General features: G+C 70.9%; 20 protein-coding genes. 5 read left to right on the forward strand and 15 right to left on the reverse strand.

Annotation, left to right across the window (positions count from 1 at the left end; all coding sequences use genetic code 11):
- Positions 1-18: 18 nt before the first annotated feature.
- The 3 genes from FB384_RS04685 to FB384_RS04695 are packed head-to-tail and all read right to left on the reverse strand — an operon-like array spanning position 19 to position 2,446.
- The gene (locus FB384_RS04685; protein ID WP_183779458.1) at positions 19-156 is read right to left on the reverse strand and encodes a hypothetical protein; all 138 of its coding nucleotides are present in this window, start codon (positions 154-156) and stop codon (positions 19-21) included.
- On the reverse strand, positions 156-1,850 hold the full coding sequence (locus tag FB384_RS04690; RefSeq protein ID WP_183779460.1) for a Y-family DNA polymerase: 1,695 nt from the start codon (positions 1,848-1,850) through the stop codon (positions 156-158). Before FB384_RS04690 ends, FB384_RS04685 begins: the two co-directional genes overlap by 1 nt.
- A complete protein-coding gene (locus FB384_RS04695; protein WP_183779462.1) occupies positions 1,847-2,446 on the reverse strand; it encodes a hypothetical protein in 600 nt (199 codons plus the stop codon). Before FB384_RS04695 ends, FB384_RS04690 begins: the two co-directional genes overlap by 4 nt.
- A 145-nt stretch (positions 2,447-2,591) precedes the next feature.
- Between FB384_RS04695 and FB384_RS04700 the strand changes: the two genes are divergently transcribed.
- The 4 genes from FB384_RS04700 (at position 2,592) to FB384_RS04715 (ending at position 5,360) form a co-directional block, all read left to right on the forward strand.
- Positions 2,592-2,957 carry a hypothetical protein gene (locus tag FB384_RS04700; protein WP_183779464.1) on the forward strand — a complete coding sequence of 122 codons (366 nt, stop codon included), beginning with the start codon at positions 2,592-2,594 and terminating at the stop codon, positions 2,955-2,957.
- 171 nt (positions 2,958-3,128) lie between these two features.
- A complete protein-coding gene (locus FB384_RS04705) occupies positions 3,129-3,860 on the forward strand; it encodes a GAF and ANTAR domain-containing protein (protein ID WP_183779466.1) in 732 nt (243 codons plus the stop codon).
- Positions 3,861-3,920: 60 nt separating this feature from the next.
- Complete coding sequence (locus FB384_RS04710; protein WP_221212645.1) at positions 3,921-4,673, forward strand: GAF and ANTAR domain-containing protein; 753 nt, start codon at positions 3,921-3,923, stop codon at positions 4,671-4,673.
- Positions 4,674-4,868: 195 nt separating this feature from the next.
- A complete protein-coding gene (locus tag FB384_RS04715) occupies positions 4,869-5,360 on the forward strand; it encodes an STAS domain-containing protein (protein WP_228725961.1) in 492 nt (163 codons plus the stop codon).
- On the opposite strand, the gene FB384_RS04720 is transcribed toward FB384_RS04715, so the two are convergent.
- From FB384_RS04720 to FB384_RS04780, 12 genes are all read right to left on the reverse strand, one after another.
- Positions 5,308-6,498: a heparan-alpha-glucosaminide N-acetyltransferase domain-containing protein gene (locus tag FB384_RS04720; RefSeq protein ID WP_183779470.1), complete on the reverse strand. Its 1,191-nt coding sequence runs from the start codon at positions 6,496-6,498 to the stop codon at positions 5,308-5,310. The two genes, FB384_RS04715 and FB384_RS04720, sit on opposite strands and share 53 nt — an antisense overlap.
- An 8-nt stretch (positions 6,499-6,506) precedes the next feature.
- Entirely contained in the window at positions 6,507-7,304 is a 798-nt protein-coding gene (locus FB384_RS04725; RefSeq protein ID WP_221212646.1) for a dimethylarginine dimethylaminohydrolase family protein, read from the reverse strand.
- 2 nt (positions 7,305-7,306) lie between these two features.
- Complete coding sequence (locus FB384_RS04730; RefSeq protein ID WP_183779472.1) at positions 7,307-8,017, reverse strand: BPL-N domain-containing protein; 711 nt, start codon at positions 8,015-8,017, stop codon at positions 7,307-7,309.
- Positions 8,017-12,321, reverse strand: coding sequence for a Pls/PosA family non-ribosomal peptide synthetase (locus FB384_RS26725; RefSeq protein ID WP_323985120.1), 4,305 nt, complete (start codon positions 12,319-12,321; stop codon positions 8,017-8,019). Before FB384_RS26725 ends, FB384_RS04730 begins: the two co-directional genes overlap by 1 nt.
- Positions 12,322-13,032: 711 nt before the next feature.
- The gene (purH, locus tag FB384_RS04745) at positions 13,033-14,604 is read right to left on the reverse strand and encodes a bifunctional phosphoribosylaminoimidazolecarboxamide formyltransferase/IMP cyclohydrolase (protein WP_183779475.1); all 1,572 of its coding nucleotides are present in this window, start codon (positions 14,602-14,604) and stop codon (positions 13,033-13,035) included.
- Complete coding sequence (gene purN / locus FB384_RS04750; RefSeq protein ID WP_183779477.1) at positions 14,601-15,218, reverse strand: phosphoribosylglycinamide formyltransferase; 618 nt, start codon at positions 15,216-15,218, stop codon at positions 14,601-14,603. Before purN ends, purH begins: the two co-directional genes overlap by 4 nt.
- A gap of 263 nt (positions 15,219-15,481) precedes the next feature.
- The gene (locus tag FB384_RS04755) at positions 15,482-17,350 is read right to left on the reverse strand and encodes a cell division protein PerM (RefSeq protein ID WP_183779479.1); all 1,869 of its coding nucleotides are present in this window, start codon (positions 17,348-17,350) and stop codon (positions 15,482-15,484) included.
- Between the two features lie 165 nt (positions 17,351-17,515).
- Positions 17,516-18,346 carry a DUF5336 domain-containing protein gene (locus FB384_RS04760; RefSeq protein WP_183779481.1) on the reverse strand — a complete coding sequence of 277 codons (831 nt, stop codon included), beginning with the start codon at positions 18,344-18,346 and terminating at the stop codon, positions 17,516-17,518.
- 418 nt (positions 18,347-18,764) lie between these two features.
- Positions 18,765-19,652, reverse strand: a complete 888-nt coding sequence (gene sucD, locus FB384_RS04765) for a succinate--CoA ligase subunit alpha (RefSeq protein WP_183779483.1) — start codon at positions 19,650-19,652, stop codon at positions 18,765-18,767.
- Positions 19,653-19,657: 5 nt separating this feature from the next.
- Positions 19,658-20,824: an ADP-forming succinate--CoA ligase subunit beta gene (sucC, locus tag FB384_RS04770; protein WP_183779485.1), complete on the reverse strand. Its 1,167-nt coding sequence runs from the start codon at positions 20,822-20,824 to the stop codon at positions 19,658-19,660.
- Between the two features lie 256 nt (positions 20,825-21,080).
- Positions 21,081-22,877, reverse strand: coding sequence for a hypothetical protein (locus tag FB384_RS04775; protein ID WP_183779487.1), 1,797 nt, complete (start codon positions 22,875-22,877; stop codon positions 21,081-21,083).
- Positions 22,874-23,092, reverse strand: a complete 219-nt coding sequence (locus FB384_RS04780) for a hypothetical protein (RefSeq protein ID WP_183779489.1) — start codon at positions 23,090-23,092, stop codon at positions 22,874-22,876. Before FB384_RS04780 ends, FB384_RS04775 begins: the two co-directional genes overlap by 4 nt.
- A 1,123-nt stretch (positions 23,093-24,215) precedes the next feature.
- Here FB384_RS04780 and FB384_RS04785 point away from each other — a divergent pair.
- The gene (locus tag FB384_RS04785; RefSeq protein ID WP_183784987.1) at positions 24,216-24,938 is read left to right on the forward strand and encodes a M23 family metallopeptidase; all 723 of its coding nucleotides are present in this window, start codon (positions 24,216-24,218) and stop codon (positions 24,936-24,938) included.
- Positions 24,939-25,603: the final 665 nt, after the last annotated feature.

The raw sequence follows: 25,603 nt of genomic DNA on the forward strand, positions 1-25,603 counted from the left end.
TCAGTTCCACCCCATGGCTCATTCGCCTTCCGGGGACCGTCTCGGTTCGGGAATCAGCTGCCGCAGCAGGGTCGCCGAATCCAGCAGGGCCGCCGGGTCCCGATATTCCTCGCCGGGCCAGGGATCGGCGGCACCCCGCAGCGACTCGTCGTACATCAGTCGTACACCCCTTCCACAGTCCATTTCGGATTCCCTTGCTCCTGCCACCGCAACAGCACGGCGACCGGCTGCGAACCACTGCCGGATTCGAGGACGACCTGCAGCCGGACACAGCGGCCCCGGTCACCGGGCACCCACCAGCGCGCCGTGACCGGCCACGGACCCGCCCAGTTCTGCACTCGGCGCGACCTGCCGTCGCCGAACGCGACGGTCCACGGCCATGCAGTGAGCCGGTGCCGGTCGGTGACGTCGAGCTGCCGCCCGTCCTCCCCCGCGACCACGGCGGGACACGGCGCCTCGAACACGGTCGCCGGCGAGGGGCTCGGCAGCCGCTGCGGCCACGGCGCGTCGTGACCGTCCGCCGGGGTGCGGCGGTCTCCCCACGGCACGAGCCGTACCTGCTCGGCGGGGCCGCGGCCGCCGTCGAACACGGCGGTGCAGACTCCCTCGGGACCGATCAGTCCCTGGACGTGCACCAGCGCCCGGGCCGCCTTGTCCGCTTCCGGCGTGTGCTCGGCGCCGGAGCCGCCCGCCCACAGGCCCAACTGCAGCGCGCTGCCCTCGACCGTCTCCTCCGGTTCGAGCCGCAGCACGGTCACCCCGGACGTCGGCGTGTCCCCTCGGCCGCGGGTCAGCCAGCCCTCGAACTGCCACCGCACCCGGTCCGCGATGCCGTCCGGGGTGAGCGGTTCGCCGCAGCGCCAGCTGCGGCCGAGCTCCTCCCCGTGTTCGGTGGTGGCGTGGATACCCAGCCTGGTGCAGGCGAGGCCACGGGCCGCCAGCCCCGCGTGGAAGCGGCTCGCCAAGGTGCGGGCCAGGAACGCGGCGGCATCGACCCGTTCCAGCGGCGGGTCACAGGTTTCCGTCACGGCGAGATCGGGCGCCGGGCGGCGCCTGCCGGGAGGTCGTTCGTCCCGGCCGCTCGCCAGTCGGTGCGCCAGCACCCCGTCGGCCCCGAACCGAGCGAGTACGTCCCGTTCCGCCAGCTGCGCGAACGCACCGAGCGTGCGGATTCCCAGGCGCCGCAACAGATCCACCAGATCCCGGCGGCCGCTGCCCGGCTGGTCGAGTTCCTGCACTCCGAGCGGGGCCAGGAACTCCGCGGCCGCACCCGCGGGCACCGGCCGTGCACGGTGCGCGGCCAAGGTCGCGGCGAACAGCCCTTCGGAGACGCCGACCTGGCATTCGGCCCCCGTCCGCGCCGACACGTGGTCGACGAGCCGTTCCAGCAGCGTGCGTTCGCCGCCGAAATAGCGGGCCGCCCCCGCGACCGGCACGGCCACCACACCGGGGCGCACCACCTCCACCCCGACGATCAGCTCCTCGGTCGCCGTCGCCACGGTCTCGAAGAGCCGGGCGTCACGGTCGGCATCGTCGGCGAACACGGCCAGTTCGGGGCACCGGGCCTGGGCCTCGCGGCGCCGCATGCCGCGCCGGATCCCGGCCGCACGCGCCACCGCCGAACACGCCACGACCCGGTTCGCAGCCAGTACCGCGGCGGGTTCCGCCGCGGAGATACCCGACTCCGCAGCAGCTGCCACCACCGGCCAGTCCGGGCACCACAACACCAACAACCGCGGCGGCGATGACTGCCGGCGCTGCGACTGCCGGCGCTGCGACTGCTGGCGCTGTGGTCGCCGGTGCTGTGGTTGCCGGTGCTCCGAGGTCGGACTCTCCGGGAAGGTCCTCATCCTGCGCGCACCTCCCTCAGTGGCTGTGTTCCGGCGGGTTCGGCCCGCGCGATCGTTCCGTCCGGCCCCGGCAGCAGCAGGGGAACTCGTTTCGTCCGCGCAGCACCCCGCCTGCCCGCCGCCTCGACGAGGACCTCACGCTGTGCGAGATACCCGTAGCCGTCGTCCACTCCGGACCAGTTCGCCGCCGCGCAGCGCAGTTCGACTTCCGTACCCGGCCACGAACCGGCCGTCAGCAGCACCGCACCGCGGTTCCTCGCCCGCGCCGACAGTCGCCGGGCGAGGTTCGGATCCCGGGTCCCGACCGCTCCATCCGCGGGAACGACCACCAGGTCGATCCCGTCCAGCAGGGCCGCTGTCACCTGGGGAAGATCCGCGCCGGGACGGGGAATCAGCGCGAGCCGGTGCACCTCCACCCCGAGTTCCCGCGCCGCGAGCACACCGAGTTCCGGCATCCCCACGACCGCCGCCCACGATCCGCGGGTGGTCGCCTCAGCCAGGAACGCCAGCAGCAACGACGTCGACCCGCTGACCGAGACCGTGCTGCCACGGCGCAAGCCGCCCCACGGCACCAGCTCCGCCAGCGCGGAAGCCACGGGAAGCACCCTGTCGCCGGCACCCGCCACCCCGGCGCCCGTTGCTCCGGACCCCGTTGTCCCTGAACCTGTTGCCCCTGCGGCGAATTCCGTATCCGCGCCACCGTCGATCGCCCCGCTGCGCCCACGGCCGGGACCGCGGCCCGTGGGCGCAGCCACCTCGGACTCCGGCGGCTCCGCATCGGACACCGACCGCGTAGCCGCCGCGAAATCTCCCGCCGTGCCCACACCGGGCAACGACGCCAGCCTGGCCACGGTGTCGGCGACACTCCCACCGCCCGCGGGCACCGATCCCCCTGGCAACCGCGACTCCTCCGCAGCCCCGTCCGCCGCAGCCCCCGCAGCCCCGTCCCCCGTGCCCGCAGCAGGGTCGTCCACAGCAGGTGTGCCGATCGCGGCAGGCGCCGAGACGGACATCGTGCTCACCCCCTCACGCCCGGAGACCCGCCCGTACGACCGCGGGGACGTACGCGCCGACGGCCTCGGGCCCGTCTACCCCCGGACCACCTGACTAGAACTCTTGTTCGACAACCGCTATAGAACACGAGTTCGAAGAACGTGTCAAGCAGGCCCTGTCACGGCGCTTCCGGCGCGCCTCCGACCGTGCTGGCGACCCGCAGGTCGGGTACAAAACACCGTGGGCACCGTCGGTGTCGTCACGGTTTCGGGGCAGGATGGATAGATGGGCGAGCGAACGGCACGGGTGTTCTCGTGGATCGCTGCGGCCGCCACCGACGGTGAAGGCGACGGCCGCATCTCGGTGGCGGCGTTGTGCCGTGCCGCCCACCTGCGATTGGGTGTCGACGGGGCGAGCGTGACGGCGATGAGCGGGAACGGCACGCACACCCCGGTGGCCGCCTCGGGCGAGCTGGCCGCCGAGCTGGAGGAACTACAGGTCACCCTCGGCGAGGGCCCGTGCCTCGCGGCGTTCAGGTTCGCCGCTCCGATGTTGGTGCCGGACCTGGCCGAGGCCACGGCCCGCTGGCCCGGGTTCGCCGGGGCCGCCAGGCAGCGCGGCGTCGGTGCGGTGTTCGCGTTCCCGCTGCACGCCGGCACGATCCAGCTGGGCGTATTCGAACTTCACCGCGCCGCCGCGGGACCACTGCCGACCGAAGCCCTCGGAGACGCGTTGATCTTCGCCGACCTCGCGTTGCAACTGCTGCTCGACGACGCGTCCGGCACGGTCCGGCCGCTCGACCGTCATCCGATCGACGACACCTCTCGCGGCCGGAACGCGGTACATCAGGCGACCGGCATGATCGCCGTGCAGCTGGGGGTCGACATGGCCGAGGCACTGTCGCGGCTGCGAGCCCACGCCTTCACCGGGGACACCCCGCTGAGCGAGGTCGCCGCCGACGTGGTGGCCCGCCGACTACGGTTCCGACCCGAGGTCGAACCGGACGAGACGCTGTAGGTCCGCAGGCGCAGGGCAACCCGGATGTGCCAGGCAGAGTTAGGCCGTAAGGTGAAGGGAATGGCAATGCGGGAACAACGAGTGGCCGACACGTTCGTGGAGCTGGCGGATACCTTGGTCGCCGGCTTCGACGCGGTCGAGTTCCTGCACACGTTGACCGAACGGTGTGTGGAGCTGCTCGACGCCGACACGGCGGGTCTGCTGCTCGCCGACGAGCGCGGCTCGCTGCGGCTGGTCGCCGCGTCCACCGGCCAGACCCAACTCCTGGAGCTGTTCCAGTTGCAGGAGGAAGAGGGCCCGTGCCTGGAGTGCTACCACAGCGGCCAGGTCGTGACCCTGCCAGACGTCAGCCAGGTGGCGGGGCGCTGGCCCCGGTTCTCGGCGATGGCGACCGAGCTGGGGTTCGCGGGGGTGCACGCCATCCCGATGCAGCTCCGAACGCAGATCATCGGCACCCTGAACCTGTTCCGGATGCATCCGAACGGGCTCGACGAGACCGACGCGAAGCTGGGCAAGGCACTGGTCGACGTGGCCACCATCGGCCTGCTCTCCGAACGGGCGGTACGCCACCAGGAGATGGTCACCGAACAGCTGCAGACCGCGCTGAACAGCCGCGTGACCATCGAACAGGCCAAAGGGGTCCTCGCCGAACGCAATTCCGTGGACCCCGACCAGGCGTTCACCGCGATGCGCCGCCACGCTCGCAGTCACAACCGGCGCCTGGGCGAGGTGGCCGGCGAGATCATCGCGGGCACGGTCAACATCACCGACGCTCTCGCCGAAGCCCGGAGCGGAAACCCCAACCGCCCTTAGCCCCACAACCCGACCAGCCCGGCGGCCTCCCGCCCCGGCACGCAGTGGCGGGAATCGCGCTCATATCGTAGAGCGGCCATTTCTGTTAGATTCGCCTAGGGTGCGCAGAACAGCCATCGCGTGGCTGCACCTGCCACCTCACCACCTCACCACCCCGGACCCCGGTGGTATCGCACCTCCCCGAAGGGTTCCGGCATGTGTGCTTCATTTCCATTCACCCAGCGTGCCTGTAGCCGTTCACCGCACCCGTCCCGATCCGGTGCCGGTGAGGCCGCGGGTGATTCGTTGCTGCGATGGGACATTCGTTCCCACGGTCGCCTCGTGGTGGCGACCGTCGACGGGGAACTCGACCTCGCCACCGCGCCCTCGCTCGCCGACGGGCTCTCACCGGGCGTCACGGCGGGCAATCACGTTGTCCTCGACGTCGCACGATTGACCTTCTGCGGAGCCGCCGGGCTGAACTTGTTCGTGACGCTGCACCATCACGCCGAGCTCACGGGCGGCTCGCTGCGGCTGGCAGGCCCGACCGCCGCGTTGCGTCGGGTGCTCGTCCAGGTCGGACTGGACGACGTCCTGTTGACGGCGCCGGACGTCACCAGCGCCACCACTTTGGCGGGAGGCAGGCGGAATCCCGCTAGCCTCGGGGCCTCGATGCGAGCGCACTCGCGTGGCGGGCCAACCAGGTGACGGCCCATTCGAGCGGACCCCGGCCCACGAACCGCCGCCACGCCATGGCGAACGCGACGGCGACGGCGACCTGCACGAGATAGCCGCTGACGGCGCCGAACCGGTCGAGCGGGGAGTTCAGGAACACGATGTGCGCCGAGTACACCGTCAGCGTGAGCGCACCGACGGCTGTCAGCGGAGCGACCAGGATGCGGGCGACGGCGGTCAGCCTCGAGGCGTTCGTGAGCAACAGCAGCGCGCCGAGCAGTGCCGCCGCGAATCCGGTGGTGTGCAGCAGGTCCAGGGGCGTGCTCGAGTGGCGCGCGTCGACGGCCAGCCACCACCAGCTCGTCGTGGGGGTCGTGCCCGGCTCGCCGAACTGCAGCGCGCCCTCGACGACGGCACGCCCGTCGACGGCGACGAGACGGTCGAAACCGCCGAGCGGACCGAGCAACAGCCCGGACAGGGCGGAGGCCGCCGCGGCGAGTGCGGCCCCTCCCGCGAGCAACCACGCATCGACGGTCGTCGACGACAGCCGGAGCCTGCCGATGGCGAGCCCGGCGCAGAGGTAGGTCACCCAGGGCAGTGCGGGGTAAACGCCGGTGACCGCGAGCTCGGACAGCATGCCGAGCGGGTCGTCGAGCAGGTAGCCGTACGAGGGGTTGGCGAAGCGTGGTTCGGGCAGCGCGTCCCGGAACAGGTGGCTGAGCACGGGAACGAGCAACGCCACCGCGGCGCCCGTGATCACCAACAGCCGCGTGCTCAGGAACACGAGCGGGATCGCGAGCAGGAACAGGACGGCGTAGAACGGCAGGATCACCGCGGCGATGTCGCTGTCGGTGTAGCCGAGCGCAAGGCCCAGCACACCGACCGCGAGCGCACGTGCGGCCAGCGACGCCGTGACCGGCCGCCACCGCGCCCGCGGGACCTGCTCGCGGCGCGTGGTGAAGGCGATGCCGACGCCCGCCAGCACGGCGAAGGTCGCAGCCGACCGGCCGGACACGATCGAGTACCACCAGGTCGGGTCGCCGTCGCTGCCCACGATGTACAACGCGTGCACGGCCATCATGCCCAACACGGCGATGCCCCTGGTCGCGTCGACACCGATCAGCCGCGACGTCGCCGACGCCGTGGGAGCGGATCTCGTTTTGGTGCGCATCGACGGTGTCACCTCTGGTCGAGCGTGAGGGCCGTGCAGCGAACCCCGCCGCCGCCCTTGGCCAGTTCGGTGGTCGACAGCTCGACGACGTGCAATCCGCGCGACCGGAGTTCGGCGGCGAGACGCGGCGCGCTGCGGGTCATCGTGACCGTGTCGCCGTCGCTGATGAGGTTGAGCGCGAAGTGCTCGGCCTCGCCGCGCGAGACCTCGATGAGGTCGAGCCCCAGGTTCTCGATGCGGTCGCGGCTCGGGCGGTCCAGCGCCTCGGGACACCAGGCGAGGGTGTGCGGATTGCCGATGACCGCGACGGCCAGGTCGAGGTCGTACCAGCGCCGGTCGACCGTGTGCAGCGGCACGACGTCGTAGCCGAGGCTCCGCCGCAGGAACTCGTGCATCCGCGGGTCCGTCCGCCATCCGGAGCCGGCGAGCAGGATGTCACCGCACGGCAGCGCGTCACCCTGGCCGCTGAACGCGTACGGCGCTTCGATCACCTCGAAGCCGCGCCGGTCGAGCCAGCGGCGGTAGTGCTCGACCTCGTCGGCACGGGCCGCGGGCGGACGCCCCAGCACGGCACGTCCGCGACGCACGAGTGCCGCGTTGGCGGTGAACACCATGTCGGGGCAGCCCGGCGCCGAGGACATCCGCTCCACCGTGCGGCCCGCGCTGCGGTGCGCCTCGACGATCGCGTCGTGCTCGGCGACCGCGACGCCGGAATCCGGCTGGTTCGCCGTGCTCATGTACGGGTTGATCTCGTAGTCGATGCGGAAGTGCTCGGCATCCGACACCAGCAGATGTGTGTTCACCATGGTCACCAACCTCCTCCGACCGGTTCCCGGCTCAGTAGCGCCTCGACGAGTTCGTCCGCCAGGTCCGTGGCCGTCCCGCCCGGCCAGGTCAGCCCGGCGCCGGCGTACCAGTCGGACGTGGCCTCGGGGTGCGGGCCGACGACGGCGACCCGGCCCGCGCCGAAATCCGTGGCCAGGGCCGCGATCTGCCGGTTCGGATAGCGCGCGAGGATCGTCAGTCCCCGGTGCCCGCCGTCGGCGTTGGCGGGATCGAGCTGGAACACCGGCCCGTCCTGGAAGAACACGGCGCGCGTGCGGTGTCCCCACTGCACGTCGACGATCGCGTCCCCCGAGGTCGTCACGGTGGCTCCGGGGGTGGCGATGTACTGGTCGGTGTCGCCGGGCAGCAGCGCGAACCCCGGGGTGGCACCCGCGAGATAGCCGCCGAGGCAGAACCCGATGTAGTGCCCGCCCGAGCCGACGTAGGCGCGGATCCGATCGCGGTGCTTCTTCATCACGCGGTATCCGTGCCGCAGGCTCCCGCCGCCCGGCTGGGCGTACACCGTCGCCGCGGCCAACACGTCGTCCCGCAGTGACAGCCCTTCGCGAGGACCGACGTAGCGGACGTCGAAGCCGTGCCGGTTGCGGGACAGCACCTCGGCGACGGCTTCGGCGCAACCTGCCGGCCTGCTCGCGGGCCCGCGGTACACAAGGGCGAGGGGACGCACGGTCATCATGACTCCTTTACCGGCAACGGATCGCCCTGAGCGGGGATCCCGATCCACCGGGTGCGCCGCGTGAGCTGCTCACCCTTCATCACCAGGGACAGCGGTCCGAGCGTCGCCCCGTCCTCGACGGTGGCGTCGTAGAGCACGACAGACCGTTCGCCGACACTCGCGTCGGCGCCGATCCGCACGTGCGACATCTTCATGACCCGGTCCTCGAACAGGTGCGTCTGCAGCGACGCGCCGCGGCCCACGGTGGCACTGCGGCCGACGTGCACGAGGTCGAACTCGGTCAGATAGGTGGTGCCGATCCAGGCGCCCCAGCCGATCCGTGCGCCGAGCAACCGCAACGCCAGTGGCAGCCACGGGGTTCCGGTCAGCACGCCGAGCAGGGCGGGCACGGCGGCCGCCTCGTACAGCCCGGTGACGAGTTCGGTGCGGCGCACGAAACGGCCCCACAACGGCTCGCGCCGCGGACGGTAACGGCCGACGACGAGCCACTTCGCCAGCACGACGACCAGCAGCACCGCCACGGAACCGGCCGCGAACAGCAGCGGGGCGAGCAGCACCGTGACCGCTGTGCTCGTCGCGCCCGCGAGCTCGGACAGGCTCAGCAGCACCAGGTACAGCGAGACCGCGAGGATCGACGCGGGTGCGGTGATCCGCACGAGTTCGATCGCCAGTCGCTCGGCGATACGCCGCTTCGGGGGCCGGAACGTCTCGTGTTCGGAGTAGTCACCGCTGTCCTGCCGCCGTGGCAGGTTCATCGCCGGTGCGCCCAGCCACGACGAGCCCGCGGGCACACCGGAGGGCGGCGGGACGGTCAGCACGCCGACCAGCGATCCGGCGCCCGTGTGAGTGCCTGTGGGAAGGAACGCGGCGTTGCCGACGAACGACCGCTGCCCCACCTCGGTCGGTGCGAACGTCAGGTAACCCCGGTGGAACGTGGCCGCCCCGACCGTGGCCATGTCGGCCACGAAACTCTCGTCCCGCAGGACCAGCAGCTCCGGATCGGTGTGCGCGATGGTGGACACCTCGGCCCCGCGGCCGATCCGTGCGCCGAGCGCACGCAGCCACGGCACCGTGTACAGCGTCGAGTACAGCGAGTTGGTCAGGGTCAGGCTCATCTCGAACAGCGAGTCGGCCATCCATTTGCGGATCCCCAGCGACGACCGTGCCGGATGCGTCCCCAGCGGGATGCGCGGCAGCACGATCGGGCGCAGCAACGCCACGAGTACGCACACGGTCACCACGAACACCGGCCCGCTGAGCGCCGCCGCGATCAGACCGGCGACGATCCCACCGAGCAGCAGTGCGGTCCAGACCATGACGATCGCGGGGATCACCATGGCGACCATGGTCAGTTCGAGCACCGCGAGGGCGGCCGCGGTGCGGGCCAGGGCCCAGCGGCTCCACGCGGGCACCGGCGCCAGCTTCCCGATCGCCGAGGCCGGGTCGGGCTCGGTCACGGGCCTGGCCGGTGAACCGCCCCACCACCGGCCTTCCGGCACGTGCTGGTTCCTGGTCAGCACCGTGTGCTCGGCGACCCCGCCGTGGTCACGCACTCGCGTCCCCGGCTCGAGGACCGTCGAAGCGCCGACGAACGCGCCCTCGCCCACGGTGACGGGGGCGACGACGACCCATTCGTGCTCGACGATCCAGGGCCGCAGGGCCGCGCCGTAACCGACGGCGGCGTCATCGGCGACCGACACCATGGCGGGCAGTGACAGGGCGGCGCTGCCCACGTGGGTACGGCGTCCGATCCGGGCACCGAGCAGCCGCAGGTACGGCCCCATCAATGCGGAGCCACTGAGCACCGGCAGCGGCGCGAGCGTCAACGTCACGTCCAACGCCCACAGCCGCAGGTACGTCGTCCCCCACAACCGGTAGCGGCCCGGTCTGATGCCGATCGACAGCAGCCGCACCAGCAGTGGCGGCAGTGCCCAGCGCACGGTCACGTACGCCGCGAGGGCGGCCAGTGCGAGTGGGCCGAGCGCGCCGGACACGGCCACCGCGCCGCCGAAGGACGCGTAGACCAGCGCCACCGGCAGTGCCCCCAGTGCGATCAGCACGAGCACGAACGCCGCCTGAGCGATACCGGCGGGGATCCGCAGCAGGCCGGCGCCTCGCCGGTTCCCGCGGCGCGCCGGTCCCGGTCCCGCCGCCACGGCGGCCACCGACGTTCCCGGCGCATGCGGAGTGCCGAGGTGATGTGCGAGCGCGCGGATCGACGGGTGCGTGTAGAGGTCGCGCACCGCGGGACCGTCCCCGATGCCGCGGTGCCGCAGCAGCGACACGGTGCGTGCGGCGAGCAGCGAGTGTCCGCCGAGGTCGGTGAAGAAATCCGCGTCCGTCGACAGCTGTTCAGCGGGGATACCCAGTGTTTCGGCCCACACCGCCGCGACCTGCCGTTCGAGGTCGGTGGCCGGCGCCGTGATCGCATGCCCTCCGGCTCGCAGCCGGTTACCGCTGGGAGCGGGCAGTTTGGATCGGTCGACCTTGCCGCTCGGCATCGTGGGAAGCGTGTCCAGCACGTCCAGTGACGCCGGAACCATGTAGTCGGGCAGTCGGTTCTGCAGCGCGTGCCGCAGCCGTGCCGCCAGTTCCGGCGACATACCCGGCTGTGAGCCGTTGCTCGGCTGTGAACCATTACTCGGCGGCGAACCGTTGCTCGGCTGTGAACTACGGCCCGGGCGCGAATCCCTGTGCCCCTGGAAACCGTTGTGCTCTCGCGAACCGTTGTGTCCCCGCGAGCCGGTGCTTCCCCGCGAGCCATTGTGTCTCCGCGAGCCATTGTGTCCCGAGCTCTTGTGCCCCTGCGAACCGTTGTTCCCGCGGACACTGTTGTTCCCGCGGACGCCGTTGTTCCCGCGGACGCCGTTGCTGCCTTGGACACCGTTGTCCCGTCGCAACGTCACGTAGGCGGCGAGTTCGGACGTTCCGTTGGGCGACAGTGCCACGGCGGCGGCCGCCACCTCGGAGTCCTCCAGCAGCAGGCTTTCGATCTCGCCGAGGTCTACCCGGTGTCCGCGGACCTTCGCCTCGGCGTCGGCGCGGCCGAGGTAGGCGATCTCGCCGCCCTCTGTGACCCTTCCCAGATCTCCCGTGCGGTAGAGGCGATCGCCGCCGGAGAGCGGTGTCGTGCTGACGAAGCGATCGGCCGTCCGCTCGGGCATTCCCACGTATCCGACGGCAACCCCGGGACCGCCGATGCAGATCTCACCGACCTCGCCGCGCGGCACCTCCTGCAGGTCCTCGTCCAGCAGCACCACGCTGTAGGTGGGCAGCGGGTGGCCGATCGTCACCTCCCGGCCTGGTTCCAGTGCGCTCCACAGCGCCGTGACCGTGGTCTCGGTCGGGCCGTAGGTGTTCAGCATGCGCCGCTGCGGTGTGCTCCACCGCTCGACCAGCTCCGCGGGGCAGGTCTCCCCGCCGACCAGCACGATCCGCAGGCTCGGCAGCTCCCGCTGGATCGTGGCCAGCAGCGTGGGGACGCAGTACAGCATCGTCACGCCCGCCTCGTCGAGGAAGTCGGCCAGTTCCTCGCCGAACCGGCCCGCGTCGGTGGGGCCGACCACGAGCGTCGCCCCGACGGCCCAGGTCGGCCAGATCTCCTCGATCGAGAAGTCGAACGCGAGCGTCATCCCCTGATACACCCGATCGGCTTCCCGCACGTCGTAGATGTCGGGCACCACGGAGAGGAAGTTGCAGATGCTCGGCTGCGCGATCTCCACTCCCTTCGGCCGCCCGCTGGAACCGGACGTGTACATGACGTACGCCGCCGCATCGGCACCGGAATCGGCAGCGATACGGGATCCGGGCAGCGAGTCGAGCCCATTGCCGGCGCGATCGATCTCGAGCACGGGGCGCCCGGGCAGCGAGAACGTGGCCGCCAGTGCGGCCGAGGTGATCAGCAGTCCGAGTTCGGCGTCGTCGGCGATGTAGGCCACCCGCTCCGGCGGTGCCGCCGGGTCGATCGGCACGAAGGCCGCACCCGCCTTCAGCACGCCGAGCACGCTCTCGTAGGCGTCGGCCGAGCGATCGAGCCACACCCCGACCCTGCTGCCCGGCCTGACGCCCCGCTCGCGCAGGCGGTGCGCCAACTGATTGGCGCGGACGTCGAGTTCGCCGTAGGTCACCTCGACCGGCCCGTCGACGACGGCCACCCGGTCCGGCGCCCGATCGACGGTCGCCTCGAAGAACCGGTGCAGCCGCGGCCACACCGTGTCGGCTGCGCCGCGCTGGACCGGAAATACCTTCCCGTCCGAACGCGCTCTCCGGTCGACGGGAACACCCGCAGTTGTATCGGACACGACTAGTGACCCCTTTGCTTGCGAAAATGGCAGCGAGACGATCCGGTTCGACCACGGCACAATCGAAGAGGTGATCGAATTGATGGAATTCCCCATATACAGGAACTGCTGTCACGAAGTGGTATTTTCAGGATTGATCTTCGGCCCAGTAGGAAGCTCTCGTGCGCATGGTGTCGTCGCTTACGCGGTGCACGTTACCGATACCAGGGAGGATCTTCCGGATGTGACAACCCCGGCTACTCACCGGAAACCACGGAAGCGATACATCCAGGCGGAAACAAACAAGGTCGCCGCCCGGTGTGCATAAAACCGCCATGACACCACGGGAAGGACCACAAGGACGGAATTCTCCGCACCGAAAGCAGATCTCTCCAGCGGGCGCGCCACACCAACGCCACACAATTGCGTCGGTCATTTTTCATCTACGGCAGAAGACGCATCGAACGGACGTCTGAATACCCGGTCACGACCGGACCGGCGCTTCCGACGGCGGGATCGGCCACAGCAGACCGTGCCCGGACCGCCGCATACCGAGGTGTGTCACGCCCGCCCTCGGCCGCACCGAATCACCCGCACAGGGGACCAAACCGGCCGCCCGACACTCCGGGACTTCGGGACTCCGACACTCGGCGTCGCCTGGCGCCCGCGCGGCCGGGCCGAAAACACCTCCGCCCCGGTGCCGACACGCGGCACCGGGGCGGAGGAAAAGGATCAGTGAGCGAAGTGGCGCGTGCCCGTGAGATACAGCGTGACGCCCGCGGCCTCGGCCGCAGCGATGACCTCGGCATCCCGCACCGACCCACCGGGCTGCACGACCGCGCGCACGCCGGCGTCCAGCAGCACCTGCAGGCCGTCGGGGAACGGGAAGAACGCATCCGACGCGGCGACCGAACCCTGCGCCCGCTCCCCTGCGCGCTGCACCGCCAACCGCGACGAGTCGACCCGGTTGACCTGTCCCATGCCGACACCGACGGTCGCACGGTCGTGGGCCAGCAGGATCGCGTTCGACTTCACCGCCCGGATCGCCCGCCACGCGAACCTCAGGTCTGCGAGGGTGCGTTCGTCCGCGGGCGTACCGGTCGCGAGGGTCCAGTCGGCAGGATCGTCACCCTCGGCGTCGATCCGGTCCGCGCTCTGCATCAACATGCCGCCCGAGATGGGCCGCAACTCCACCGGGCTCGCCTCCGGGGCCGGCAGCGTCAGCAGGCGGACGTTCTTCTTACGGGTCAGCACCTCGAGGGCGTCGTCGTCGAACGCCGGGGCGAGCACGACCTCGGTGAACACGTCCGCGATCTGTTCGGCCATCGCGAGCGACACCGGACGGTTCGCCGCGATCACCCCGCCGAACGCTGACACCGGGTCGCACGCGTGCGCGTTGCGGTGCGCCTCGGCGATGTCGTCACCCAGCGCGATGCCGCACGGGTTGGCGTGCTTGATGATCGCCACGGCGGGTTCGTCGAAATCGGCCGCGGCGCGGCGGGCGGCATCGGTGTCGACGTAATTGTTGTACGACATGGCCTTGCCGTGCAGCTGCTCGGCATGGGCGATGCCGGGTTCACCGGCGCGGCGGTACATCGCGGCCGTCTGGTGCGGGTTCTCGCCGTACCGAAGCACGTCGCCGCGCTCCCACGTGGCCCCCACGAAGTCGGCGTAACCGGAATCGTCCGCCTGCGCGTACGAGCTCGCGAACCACGACGCCACCGCCGTGTCGTACGACGCGGTGTGGGCGTACGCCCGCGCGGCCAGCCGCTTGCGCTCCGCCAGCGTGAACCCGCCCGCGCGCACGCGCTCGAGCACCCACTCGTAGTTCGACGGGTCGACGACGACACCCACACTGCCGTGGTTCTTCGCCGCAGCGCGCACCATCGCGGGGCCGCCGATGTCGATGTTCTCGACGCAGTCCTCCGGGCTCGCACCCGAGGCGACCGTCTGCTCGAACGGGTACAGGTTCACCACGAGCAGGTCGAACGGCGCGATGTCCAGCGATTCCAGCTGCGACTCGTGTTCGGCGCTGGTCCGGTCGGCCAGCAGGCCCGCGTGGACCCGCGGATGCAGCGTCTTGACCCGGCCGTCGAACGACTCGGGGAACCCGGTGACCTCCTCGACCTTCGTCACCGGCACGCCCGCGTCGGCCAGCACCCGCGCCGTGCCGCCCGTCGACACGATCTCCACCCCGGCGGCATGCAGACCGGTGCCGAGTTCGAGCAGGCCCGCCTTGTCCGACACCCCGATCAGCGCACGCCGAATCCGGCGCTGTCCGGCTCCAGGAGTCTGCTCGCTCACGACAACCTCACCTTTCGTCCGTCCACCGTGCACCCCGCACGGGCCAGCTTCGCGATCACCTCCACGAGCAGGCGACGCTCGGTCACCTTGATGCGCTCGTGCAGGCTCGACTCGTCGTCGTCGGGCTCCACGACCACCGGGTCCTGCGCGATGATCGGCCCCGTGTCGACGCCGGTGTCGACGAAATGCACCGTCGACCCCGTGACCTTGACCCCCAGTGCGAGCGCATCGGCGACCGCGTGCATGCCCGGGAACGCGGGCAGCAGCGCCGGATGCGTGTTGATGACCCGGTTCGGGAACGCTTCCAGGAATGCCGGTCCGAGCAGCTTCATGAACCCGGCCGACACCACCAGATCGGGCTCGTGCACCGACACCGCTTCGGTCAGCGCCGCGTCCCACGCGGCGCGATCGGGGTGGTCGCCGGTACGGACCGTGAACTGCGGAATCCCGGCCCGTTCGGCTCGGGTGAGCGCTTCGACATCCCCGCGATCGGTACCCACGGCCACGACGGTGGCCGGGAACGATGGCTCGGCGGTCGCATCGAGGACGGCCTGCAACAGGCTGCCGGCCCCCGAGGCGAGAACGACCAGTTTCGCCGGTGCCGGCAACTCCAACCTGGTAACCAGAACGCTTCTCCTCGCCGGTGGTGCACGACCGCGCACATCGCATGACCTGGTGACCCCACCCTAACGCCGGGGTTTCGGCCGGCTCGGCGAGGGCACGGACGAGGGGCGCCCGTCACACCTTTCGCTCTCCCCCACCGTTCGAGCCGCCCGAATCACCGGGCTGGTCCGAACCGTCCGCGTCGTCGTCGGCAGCACCATCGCCGGCAGGACCGTCGCCGGCAGCGCCGGTTCGATCACGGGCCCGGTCACGGCTACGAGCGTCGGCCCGGGGTGTCGTCGTTGTCGGCGTTGTCGGCCCGGTCGGCGTTGTCGACCCGGTCGGCGTTGTCGACCCGGTCGGCGTTGTCGGCGGCGGAGTCGTCGGGCAGGTCCAGTTCGTCGTCGAACTCGTCGGGCTCGTCGAAGTCGTCGGGCTCGGCCGGCTTGCGCCCGGCTGCCGCGTCGCCACTGTCCGCGCGGACCGCGGCACCGTCGGCACCACCCGGCTCGCCGTCGACATCCGCCTCGCCGGAGTCGTTCAGATCAGCGGAGTCGTTCAGATCAGCGGAGTCGTTCAGATCACCGGGGTCGTCCAGATCACCGGGGTCGTCGGCGCTGTCGGCGCTGTCGAGGTCTCCGGTCTCGTCGTGATCGTCGTCCGGTTCCTCGTCGGCCGGTTCCCCGGCGTCGTCGTCGGCGGTGTCGTCGTCGGCGGTGTCGTCGTCTGCGCCGTCTTCCTCGGCGTCGGCGTCGTCCTTCTCTTCCGGTTCCTCGGCATCCTCGCCGTCGGGGTTCTCGGCCTCGTCGGCATCACCCGGCTCGGCTCCCTCGGCGTCTTCGTCATCGGCGGCATCGTCATCGGCGGCGTCGGCATCCGCGTCGTCGACGTTGTCGGCGTCAGCGTCGGCATCGTCATCGGTGTCCGCCTCATCCGCGTCGCCCTCGGCGTCATCGTCGGCGGCCGCGGGGCGCGGACCCGCGAACCAGGCGACGAGGCCACCGGGGACGGCGATCCACAGGAACGCCGCGATCGACACGAACCCCAGCGGGATCCCCACTGGATCGAACGGCCCCGCCGCGAGGCGACCGCCCGCGAGGAAACCCGCGACGACGGTGCCGAAACCGACCAGCGCACCAGCGACGCCGACGGTCCGCAACCGTGCCACCGGATCGTCGTGGCACTTACGCAGCCACCAACCGACGCCCGCACCGACCGCGGCGGGCAGCAGCATCAGCACCGGCCACCACAACGCCTGCTCGTCCGGCAAAGCGCCGAGCAGCGGGAACGGAGGCACCCCGCCCCCGCTGAACGACATCGGCCCGATCTCGACACTGCCGAGCTGCAGGCCGGGCCCGGTCACGAAGCCCATCGACATGATCACCGCGTTCGGCACGTAGCCGAGCGTCACCAGCCACAGCCCGGTCGCGCTGCCCGCTCCCGGCGCCACCTCGGCGAACAGGTCCGCCACCGTCGACACCGACAGCGCCGTGGCCAGCAGCAGCGTCACCGCACCCGCGGCGACGAGCCCTGCCAGGCCCAGCGCGCCCGCTCGCAGACCTGCCACGGCGAGCGGATCGAGGTAGCGGCACGCAGCGGTCGTCAGACCACACGGCTTCGCAACACCCACGGCCACCGCGAGCCCCGACACCAGCGCGGGCACGAACCCGGCCGTCAGCACGTCGACGGTGATGAAGGCGTCCCCGGCCAGGATGCCGACCACGGCGCCCACCACGGCGTGCGTACCGGCCACGACACCGATCAGCAGCGGCGCACGGTCCGGCGTCGAACAGCCCAGCCGCCCCGCCGCGCCGGACGCCGCGCGCGCGATCAGCACGCACACCAGCAGCGTCGGCAGCAGCGGCAGCACCCCGAGTGGCGACCCGTCGATCTCCAGCGGCACCTGGTACGCGGCGAGCCAGACCGGCCCTGTCGCCGACAGCACCGCGCCGGTGGAGAAATTCGACGACGTGGCGATCGCGAGGATCAGCGTCAGCAACGCGGCCGTCGCCAGCAGACCCGTCACGATCGGGGCCAACGCGGCCATCGCCAGCGCCCGTACCCAGGTGGAACGGGATACCGGCTCGCCGTCCGCATACGCGGAACGGAAGGTCGAGGCGAGCAGGCTCATGCCCTCGACCATCGCAAACGACCCTGGGCCGCAAGGAACGCCACGCCGCGCGAGGGGATCTGACGAGAATCACGTTCGCCCGACCGGGTCTCACCCAGAAGGCGAACGCCCACGGCCGATATCCGGCCGTGGGCGTTCGTCGTGGAAAGAAATGTCGTGGAAAGAAATGCCGCGGGGTCAGCTCCCCTGCTGCGGACCCTGCTGACCGGGCTGGCCCTGCTGGCCGCCCTGCGGCTGCTGGCCGCTCTCCTGCGGCTGGAAGAACTGGCCCTGCTGCGAGGCGTAAGCCGTCGGCTGCTGGTGCGGGTTCACCGGCTGCGGCGGCTGACCCGGCTGGCCCGGCTGGCCGGGCTGGCCCGGCTGGCCCGGCTGACCGGGCTGGCCCGGCTGCTGGAACGCACCGGACTGCGGGGCCTGCTGACCGAACCCGCCCTGGCCCTGCTGGCCGAACTGACCGGGCTGCCCCATAGGCTGCGGCGACGGCTGCGGCGGCTTGATGATGTTCTCGTCGAACAGGTACGCCGCGATCGCCACCAGCGTCTGGATGATGCCGAAGATCAGGATCATGATCGCGCCGGCACCGTACGAACCCTCGCTGGCGAAGGTGATGAACAGGAACGGAAGCAGCACACCCAACGAGAACAGCGCGGGCCACGGGCCGGGCTTGTGCTCACCCGGCAGGATCGTCAGCAGTGCGGCGAGACCGCTGAGGAAGAACATCATCGGCAGCCACGCCGCATGACTCTCGTAGAAGCCGACACCCGGGCCCGGGTCGTACCCCTCCGGAGCTCCTTCCGGGACCTCGGACACCTGGAAGTTCGCGAAGCCGAGGAACAGGTTCAGCAGGCCGAGGCCCGCCGTCGCGAGGAAGAGAATCTGCGGCAGGCTGATCTTCATGCCCCCACCGCCGGGCGGCGGTGCAGACGGACCCGGGAACTGTTGTTGCGGCTGCTGCGGGCCCTGGCCGGGGAATCCACCCGTGCCGGGGCCGCCGCTCGGGAAGCTCATCCGTTGTTCTCCTGTCGTGATTCTGCTCGCGAGCACGGCCGATCGGTCTCACCTGCCGTGCCTGACCCGGGATACGCGGCCGCGCCGTGCCGACGGCCACAGCACGGACGTTAGCGCACCGACCTGAGACGTTTGCCGTTAGACGGATGATTCGCCCGACCGGTTTCACGCCCAGGCCGGCTGATCGACTCGGCCGCGTCGACAACGGCGTCGCCGCTCATGCTCCGCCCGACCGGACGCCGCGCGTCCGGTCCCCGACACACAACGAGGGACCGAGCACGAAAGTGCCCGGTCCCTCGTGGAGTCTCCGGAATACCCCGGCTCCGCACCGCCGTGTGGCCGGATCGGCCTCACGGCCTCACGGCCTCACCGGCGCTCCGGCCTGCCGCGCAGCCGTGGAGTGCGGAGCCGCGTGCGCTCACAGAGCCTTGTACAGCTCCCGCGCCAGGTCGGCAGTCTCGGTCGGCGTCTTGCCGACCTTCACGCCTGCGGCCTCGAGCGCTTCCTTCTTGGCCTGCGCCGTGCCCGCGGAGCCCGACACGATGGCGCCGGCGTGGCCCATCGTCTTGCCCTCGGGCGCGGTGAAACCGGCGACGTAGCCGACGACCGGCTTCGTGACGTTGGCCTTGATGTAATCGGCCGCGCGCTCCTCGGCGTCGCCACCGATCTCACCGATCATCACGATGACGTCGGTCTCCGGGTCGGCCTGGAACGCCTCGAGCGCGTCGATGTGCGTGGTGCCGATGATCGGGTCACCGCCGATGCCGACGCAGGTGGAGAAGCCGATGTCACGCAGCTCGTACATCATCTGGTACGTCAGCGTGCCCGACTTCGACACCAGGCCGATCTTGCCGGGGCCGGTGATGTTCGCCGGGATGATGCCCGCGTTGGACTGCGACGGCGAGATGATGCCCGGGCAGTTCGGCCCGATGATGCGGGTCTTGTTGCCCTTCGACTTGGCGTGCGCCCAGAAGTAGGCCGCGTCGTGCACCGGGATGCCCTCGGTGATGACGACGGCCAGGCCGATCTCGGCGTCGATGGCCTCGATGACCGCGTCCTTGGCGAACTTCGGCGGCACGAAGATGACGCTGACGTCGGCGCCCGTCTCCTTCATGGCCTCGCCGACGGAGCCGAACACAGTCAGCTCCTGCTCGGCGATGGTGACGGTCTGACCGGCCTTGCGAGCGTTGACACCGCCGACGATGTTCGTGCCCGCGGCGATCATCTTGGTCGCGTGCTTGGTGCCCTCGGACCCGGTGATGCCCTGGACGATGACCTTGCTGCTGGAATCGAGGAAGATCGACATGTCTCTTACGCTCCTGCCGCCAGCTCGGCGGCCTTGTCCGCCGCGTTGTCCATGGTGTCCACCTGCGTGACGAGCGGGTGGTTGGCCTCGTTGAGGATGCGGCGGCCTTCCTCGACGTTGTTGCCGTCCAGGCGCACGACGAGAGGCTTGGTCGCGTCGTCGCCCAGGATCTTCAGCGCCTCGACGATGCCGCTGGCGACCGCGTCGCAGGCGGTGATGCCGCCGAAGACGTTGACGAACACGCTCTTGACGTCCGGGTCGCCGAGGATGACGTCCAGGCCGGCGGCCATGACCTCGGCCGACGCGCCGCCGCCGATGTCGAGGAAGTTCGCCGGCTTCACGTTGCCGTGGTTCTCGCCCGCGTAGGCGACGACGTCGAGGGTCGACATGACGAGACCGGCACCGTTACCGATGATGCCGACCTGACCGTCGAGCTTGACGTAGTTGAGGTCCTTCGCCTTGGCCTTCGCCTCGAGCGGGTCCTCGGCCTCCTTGTCGACGAGCTCCTCGTGGGCCGGGTGCCGGAAGTCGGCGTTCCCGTCGAGGGTCACCTTGCCGTCGAGGGCGACGATCTTGTCCTGCGGGTCGCGCACCAGCGGGTTGATCTCGACCAGCGTGGCGTCCTCGGCCACGAAGGTCTCCCACAGCTTGACGACGACGTCCGCGGCCTCGTCCTTGACCGCCTCGGGGAACTTGCCCTGCGTGAGGATGTCGAGGGCCTTCGCCTTGTCGACACCTTCGAGCGGGTCGATCGCCACTCGCGCGAGCGCGTCGGGACGCTCCACGGCGAGCTGTTCGATCTCCACGCCGCCTTCGGCCGAGGCCATCGCGAGGAAGGTGCGGTTCGCGCGGTCGAGCAGGAACGAGAAGTAGTACTCCTCGGAGATGTCCGACGCCTCGGTCACCAACACCCGCCGCGTGATGTGACCCTTGATGTCCAGACCGAGGATGGCCTCGGCCTTCTCCTTCGCCTCCGCGGAGTTCTCGGCCAGCTTGACGCCGCCCGCCTTACCGCGGCCGCCGGTCTTCACCTGCGACTTGACGACGACCTGCCCGCCGATCTTCTCGGCCGCGGCCTGTGCTTCTTCCGGGGTGCTCGCCACGGCGCCGGGCAGTACCGGCACGCCGTGGGCGGCGAAGAGATCCTTCGCCTGATATTCGTAGAGGTCCACTACTTCAGTCTCCTGACGACACACGCCACTCTGGTTTGCAAGACATGATGGTTTTACAAACCGTGCTGCCGGACGTGAACGACCCTATCGAGCCACCCGCGACACGCCGCGGCCACCTCCGGTGAACTCGGTCACCGGACCGCCTCTGAGCTGGGGAATGTGGCGCAGATCGCCTTCGGCTGAAACCATTCAGCGCACACGTCCGCGCGGTTACCGAAGAGTAGGTCGACGTGGTGCGTCCGGCGATGCCGCGGCATTATCGTTTCCGCCTTCCGCCCTGGGCGTCCGCGTCCTCTCGCACGGGCCGTACGAGCGCCGCCGCCATGGCAGCCACCAGCACCGCAATCACCGCCGCGAACGCGAACCAAAACCCCGGTCCCGCACTCACCCCCGCGATCTCCCCGCGGCTCAGCGGGAACGACGCCGCGTGCAGTGCGAGAACCGCGCCGACGCCGCACAGCAGGCCGACCGCCGGGGCCTGCCTGCTCCGGGCCGCCAGGACGAGCGCTCCGACCGTGACGGCCGCCCCGGCGAGCAGCCCCCACGACGGCGTGCCGAAACGAGCCCACAGGCCTGCCGGCACGTAGTCGGGCGCGGTGAACACGGGCATGCCGAACCCCACGACCGTCAGGACTCCGGCGACGGCCAGCGCAGCGAGCAGTACTGCCGACATCCGGACGCCGCTGCCGTCGTCGGCGCTGCCGTCGTCGGCATCATCGAGGCCGGCGTCATCGAGGTCGTCCCGTTCCACGGCACCTGCGACCACGGACGAACACGCAGCCACGGCAGCAGCGACCATCGCCACCCACGTCCAGACCACGCCGGGACCGGAGGATGCGACACCGCCGGCCGAGCCGGTCGCGATCACCGCGGTGTCCAGGACGGCGGTGCCGGCGACGAGCACGGCGACCCACGCCACGGACAACACGGGCCGGACGAGTACCGCGATCCGCGGCACGAACATCGCAGCACCCAGCACCCCGACGACGACGCCTGCCGCCAGCAGCGACCACCGGGCCGGACTCTCCGGCGCCGCGATCGGCCCCTGCGTCTCCAGCTGCGGGGTCACGGCGCCGATCACCGCACACGCGCCCGCGGCGAGGGCGGCGGCACCCGCTCCCGCCCGCAGCCGCACGCTGCCCGGCAACCGCATCTCCGCCTCGCCGGTGTCGGGGACGTCGGCCGCGGGAATGCGCACGAGTGCTGCGACGACGAGCACCGCCAGCCCGACGAGCGCCACCACCGGGCCGGCGGCCAGGCCCACCGTGCCGATGCCGAGCGCCGCGACCACCGCGGGCACGGCCACCGCCGCTCCGCCCGCGGCCGCACCGAGGAGACCCCCGCGCATCAGGTCCGAGTCTCCCGACGACACCGCGATCGCCGCGGTCACCGGGAGCGCCGCGGCGACCAGCAGGTACCCGGCCATCGCGACGACCGGCCCTTCGAACGCGTTCTGCGCCAGCAGATACACCTCTGTCGATGTGAACGGCTGCATCACCAGGCCGATCCCGGCCACCACGGCCGCGGACACGGCGACGGCGAGCCGCCTTCCCGGATCGCCCGCGTCACCGGCGGCCACCTCGCCCGCGGCACCCGCACGGGACCGCAGGGCCAGCACGCCGGCCACCGCGGTCAGCACGTGTCCCGCGACGAGCAGCCACAGCCCCAGCGCCGCGGAATGGGCGTACAGATCCGACGGCAAGTACAGCTCGGGACGTGAGGCCCGCGACGGGTCGGCGGCGAGTTGCAGGTCCAGCACCGCCCTGCCCGGAGCCAGCGCGGCAGCGCCGGCAAGCACCCCGGCCGCCGAGACCGTGCCGCCCCGCAGGGCGAACGCCGCGGCCAGCGCGAGCGGCAGCACCGCGAGCACCACCAGGACCACCGGACCGGTGGCCAGGCCGCGTTCGCCGCCGTCGACGACGGGCACCAGGGCGCCCGCGGTCAGCGACAGAAAGGCCAGCACCGACGCCGCCAACGCCGCGGGCAGGGCCGGCGCCGCACCGCTCGCACGAAGGTCCCGCAGAACGCCCTCGTCACTCGCTTCCGGGGTCACCGCCGTACCGCCCGCCGACGCGACACCCGCCGAGACATGGCCTCGCCGCACAGGACCTTTCCGTACATCGCCTCGCCGTACAGGGCCTCGCCGTACAGGGCCTCGCCGTACAGGGCCTCGCCGTACAGGGCCTCGCCGTACAGGGCCTCGCCGTACAGCACGCGCCGCCACGAGGCCGACGGCCACACAGCGAGCACGGCATCGCCGGCGGCCACGACACCATCGGAGGTGACAGCATCACCAGAGGTCACATCCCCGGAGGCGACAGCACCGGTAGCCGCATCACCGGCTACCACCGGACCGCCGGGAACGGTGGCACCGCCTGAGGTCGTGGCACCACCGGGAACGGCATCACCGGGGACGGCCACGCCAGGGGCGGCGGCATCACTGAAGCAGCGACGCCGCGCGAAGAAGGACCGGGAAACCGTCATCGACGTCGACGCTAGCAACGGAGCGACCCGGCGGCCGATCCGACCGACGTCCCCGGCGCGCGTCCCCACTCCATCACCCTTCCGCTCGCCTTTCGTCCGCCCTCCTGGTGACGTCCTTACTACTGCGCCTCCTCGGTGGCGCAGTCCTCGGTAGTGCCCTACCTGGTGGCGCACCAGGAGGCGCCGTCCATCACGCCGCCGCAACGGCGGCCCGGAAGTGCGCCGGCCTGAACAGCATCAGCCCAGAACGGCATCGACCCGGAAGGACGGACCCCGAAAGACACCGACCCGGAACAACACCGGATCCCACGTCCGCACTCGCCCCACAACACCGGGTCCACAAACACCGGGGCCGACAACACCGGGGCCGACAGCACCGGGGCGCAGCACCGGCCCGTGGCGTCCCGCGGCCACCCTGCGCGAGCGCCGTGGGCACCGATGTCCAGACCACGGTTGCCCGGATGTAACCCAACTCACACGAGTAGACCAATTGCCGCCGTACCTTGCGTGATCGCACCCGGCGGACACCGCGCCGATCGTCCCCGTCCGGTCGATAGACACGGCGAGGCCTTGCCCCTTGCGGCGGCACTTCGTTACTGTCCCGCAGTCCCCATTACGGTCAGATCACGGACATTGCGTGGTGGTCCGCCTCCCCGAGAGGCCGGTACCGCTGCCAGGGCGATCACCCCCGAGGTCGTCCACCGGGTTCCCCCGCCCGGCGTTCGCGAACTGGCTCCCCCGAGTAACGGAAGAGGCCCCTGCCTTGGCTCGACACCGCTCTCATAGCGGCCAAGCCACCTCGCCTGCGCTTGAAGACGCGCTGGACGGAATGGATGACGACTCGTTCGTCCGTACGCGTGGCGCCCACCGGCTGCCCGCGCCGTCCTCGGCGCTGCGCGGTCGTGTGATGGTCGCGGCCGTCGCCGCCGGCGCGTTCGCCGCTGCCGCGGCGGGTCAGACCCTCCAAAACACCTCCTCCAACGAAGCTCAGTCCGGTTCCGTGGACACCAGCACGGATGTGACGCCGCTGGCGAACTCCCATGACGCGAGTGCGGCCATGGGAATGGGTGGCGACGCCCCGGTCGCCACTCCCCAGCTGCTCCAGGTGCGGGACACGGCCGACAAGGCCGCCGCCACGACCGAGGCTCAGAAGCTGAACCGGAGCGCCAAGGTCACCGACAAGCGCCTGGCCGCCGAGGCCGAGGCCCGTCGGCTCGCCGAGATCGAGGCTTCCCGCCCGAAGGTGGTCAAGCCCGCCGAGGGTGTTTTCACCTCCGGCTTCGGCGCCCGGTGGGGAACGACCCACTACGGCATCGACCTCGCCAACTCCATCGGCACCCCGATCGTCTCCGCCGTCGACGGCACGGTCATCGAGGCAGGTCCGGCCAGCGGTTTCGGCCAGTGGGTGAAGGTGCAGCGCGACGACGGCATCGTCACGGTCTACGGCCACGTCTCCAGCTTCTCGGTCCACGAGGGACAGCGGGTGAAGGCCGGCGACGAGATCGCCCTGATGGGCAACGAGGGCCAGTCGACCGGTCCGCACCTGCACTTCGAGGTCTGGAACTCCGACGACGGCGAGAAGATCGACCCGTCGACATGGCTCGCCGAGAACGGCATCCACGTCGGCTGACCGACTCCCCTCGCAACCGGCACACCCCGCCACACTCCCGAACCGGGTGACCGCGACACGCCCCGCCGCCGCGGCACACGGTGTCGCTGCAGCGCAGTCTGCCGATTCCGCACGTTCCACCGGTTCCGCACGCGCCGCCGATCCCACGGACTCGGCCGGTGCTACGTGTCCTGATGACCCCACGGGCGCTGCCGACATACCGCGTCGCCCCGACTCGGTGGCTGCTCTCGGTTCAACCCGCGCGGCGTCGCTCGACCGGCGACTCGTTCGGCAACCGGCGCAGAAAGTATCCGACGGCGACCTGCCAGACGGTGCAGAGCCTGCGGTCCTGACGGGGCCCGCACACGCGGCACCCGCCGTCCCCGGTGCGCTCGTGCAGCCGCAGGAGCAGCTGCCACGCGGCGACCAGTCGTTCGACCTCCGGAACCTGCCGGCCACACCGCGCGGACGCCCTGGCGGGTAATCCGCCGAGCACCTCGACGACCCCCGCGCGGACCGCCAGAAACCACCGCTCGGGCCCGATGTCGCCCCGCCGCGCCCGACGACCCCGATGCCGCGGGCGACCGCGGTCACGCAGTCTCCGCCGCGCGAACGCGCCGCGGACATCCGCGCACACACGCGACCGAACACTTCTCGCCAGCGTCTCACCGTTCCTCGCGCGGTCC

The organism is Prauserella sediminis (assembly GCF_014195435.1).
Lineage (GTDB): Bacteria > Actinomycetota > Actinomycetes > Mycobacteriales > Pseudonocardiaceae > Prauserella > Prauserella salsuginis.

Bases quoted from the DNA above. Each gene is read 5' to 3' on its own strand.
- FB384_RS04690 (WP_183779460.1), bottom strand. From the start codon at position 1,850: ATGAGGACCTTCCCGGAGAGTCCGACCTCGGAGCACCGGCAACCACAG.
- FB384_RS04730 (WP_183779472.1), bottom strand. From the start codon at position 8,017: ATGACCGTGCGTCCCCTCGCCCTTGTGTACCGCGGGCCCGCGAGCAGG.
- FB384_RS04760 (WP_183779481.1), bottom strand. From the start codon at position 18,346: ATGAGCTTCCCGAGCGGCGGCCCCGGCACGGGTGGATTCCCCGGCCAG.
- FB384_RS04720 (WP_183779470.1), bottom strand. From the start codon at position 6,498: ATGCGCACCAAAACGAGATCCGCTCCCACGGCGTCGGCGACGTCGCGG.
- FB384_RS04715 (WP_228725961.1), top strand. From the start codon at position 4,869: ATGTGTGCTTCATTTCCATTCACCCAGCGTGCCTGTAGCCGTTCACCG.
- sucD (WP_183779483.1), bottom strand. From the start codon at position 19,652: ATGTCGATCTTCCTCGATTCCAGCAGCAAGGTCATCGTCCAGGGCATC.
- FB384_RS04785 (WP_183784987.1), top strand. From the start codon at position 24,216: ATGGTCGCGGCCGTCGCCGCCGGCGCGTTCGCCGCTGCCGCGGCGGGT.
- FB384_RS04710 (WP_221212645.1), top strand. From the start codon at position 3,921: ATGGCAATGCGGGAACAACGAGTGGCCGACACGTTCGTGGAGCTGGCG.
- FB384_RS04725 (WP_221212646.1), bottom strand. From the start codon at position 7,304: ATGGTGAACACACATCTGCTGGTGTCGGATGCCGAGCACTTCCGCATC.
- FB384_RS04685 (WP_183779458.1), bottom strand. From the start codon at position 156: ATGTACGACGAGTCGCTGCGGGGTGCCGCCGATCCCTGGCCCGGCGAG.
- FB384_RS04705 (WP_183779466.1), top strand. From the start codon at position 3,129: ATGGGCGAGCGAACGGCACGGGTGTTCTCGTGGATCGCTGCGGCCGCC.
- FB384_RS04755 (WP_183779479.1), bottom strand. From the start codon at position 17,350: ATGGTCGAGGGCATGAGCCTGCTCGCCTCGACCTTCCGTTCCGCGTAT.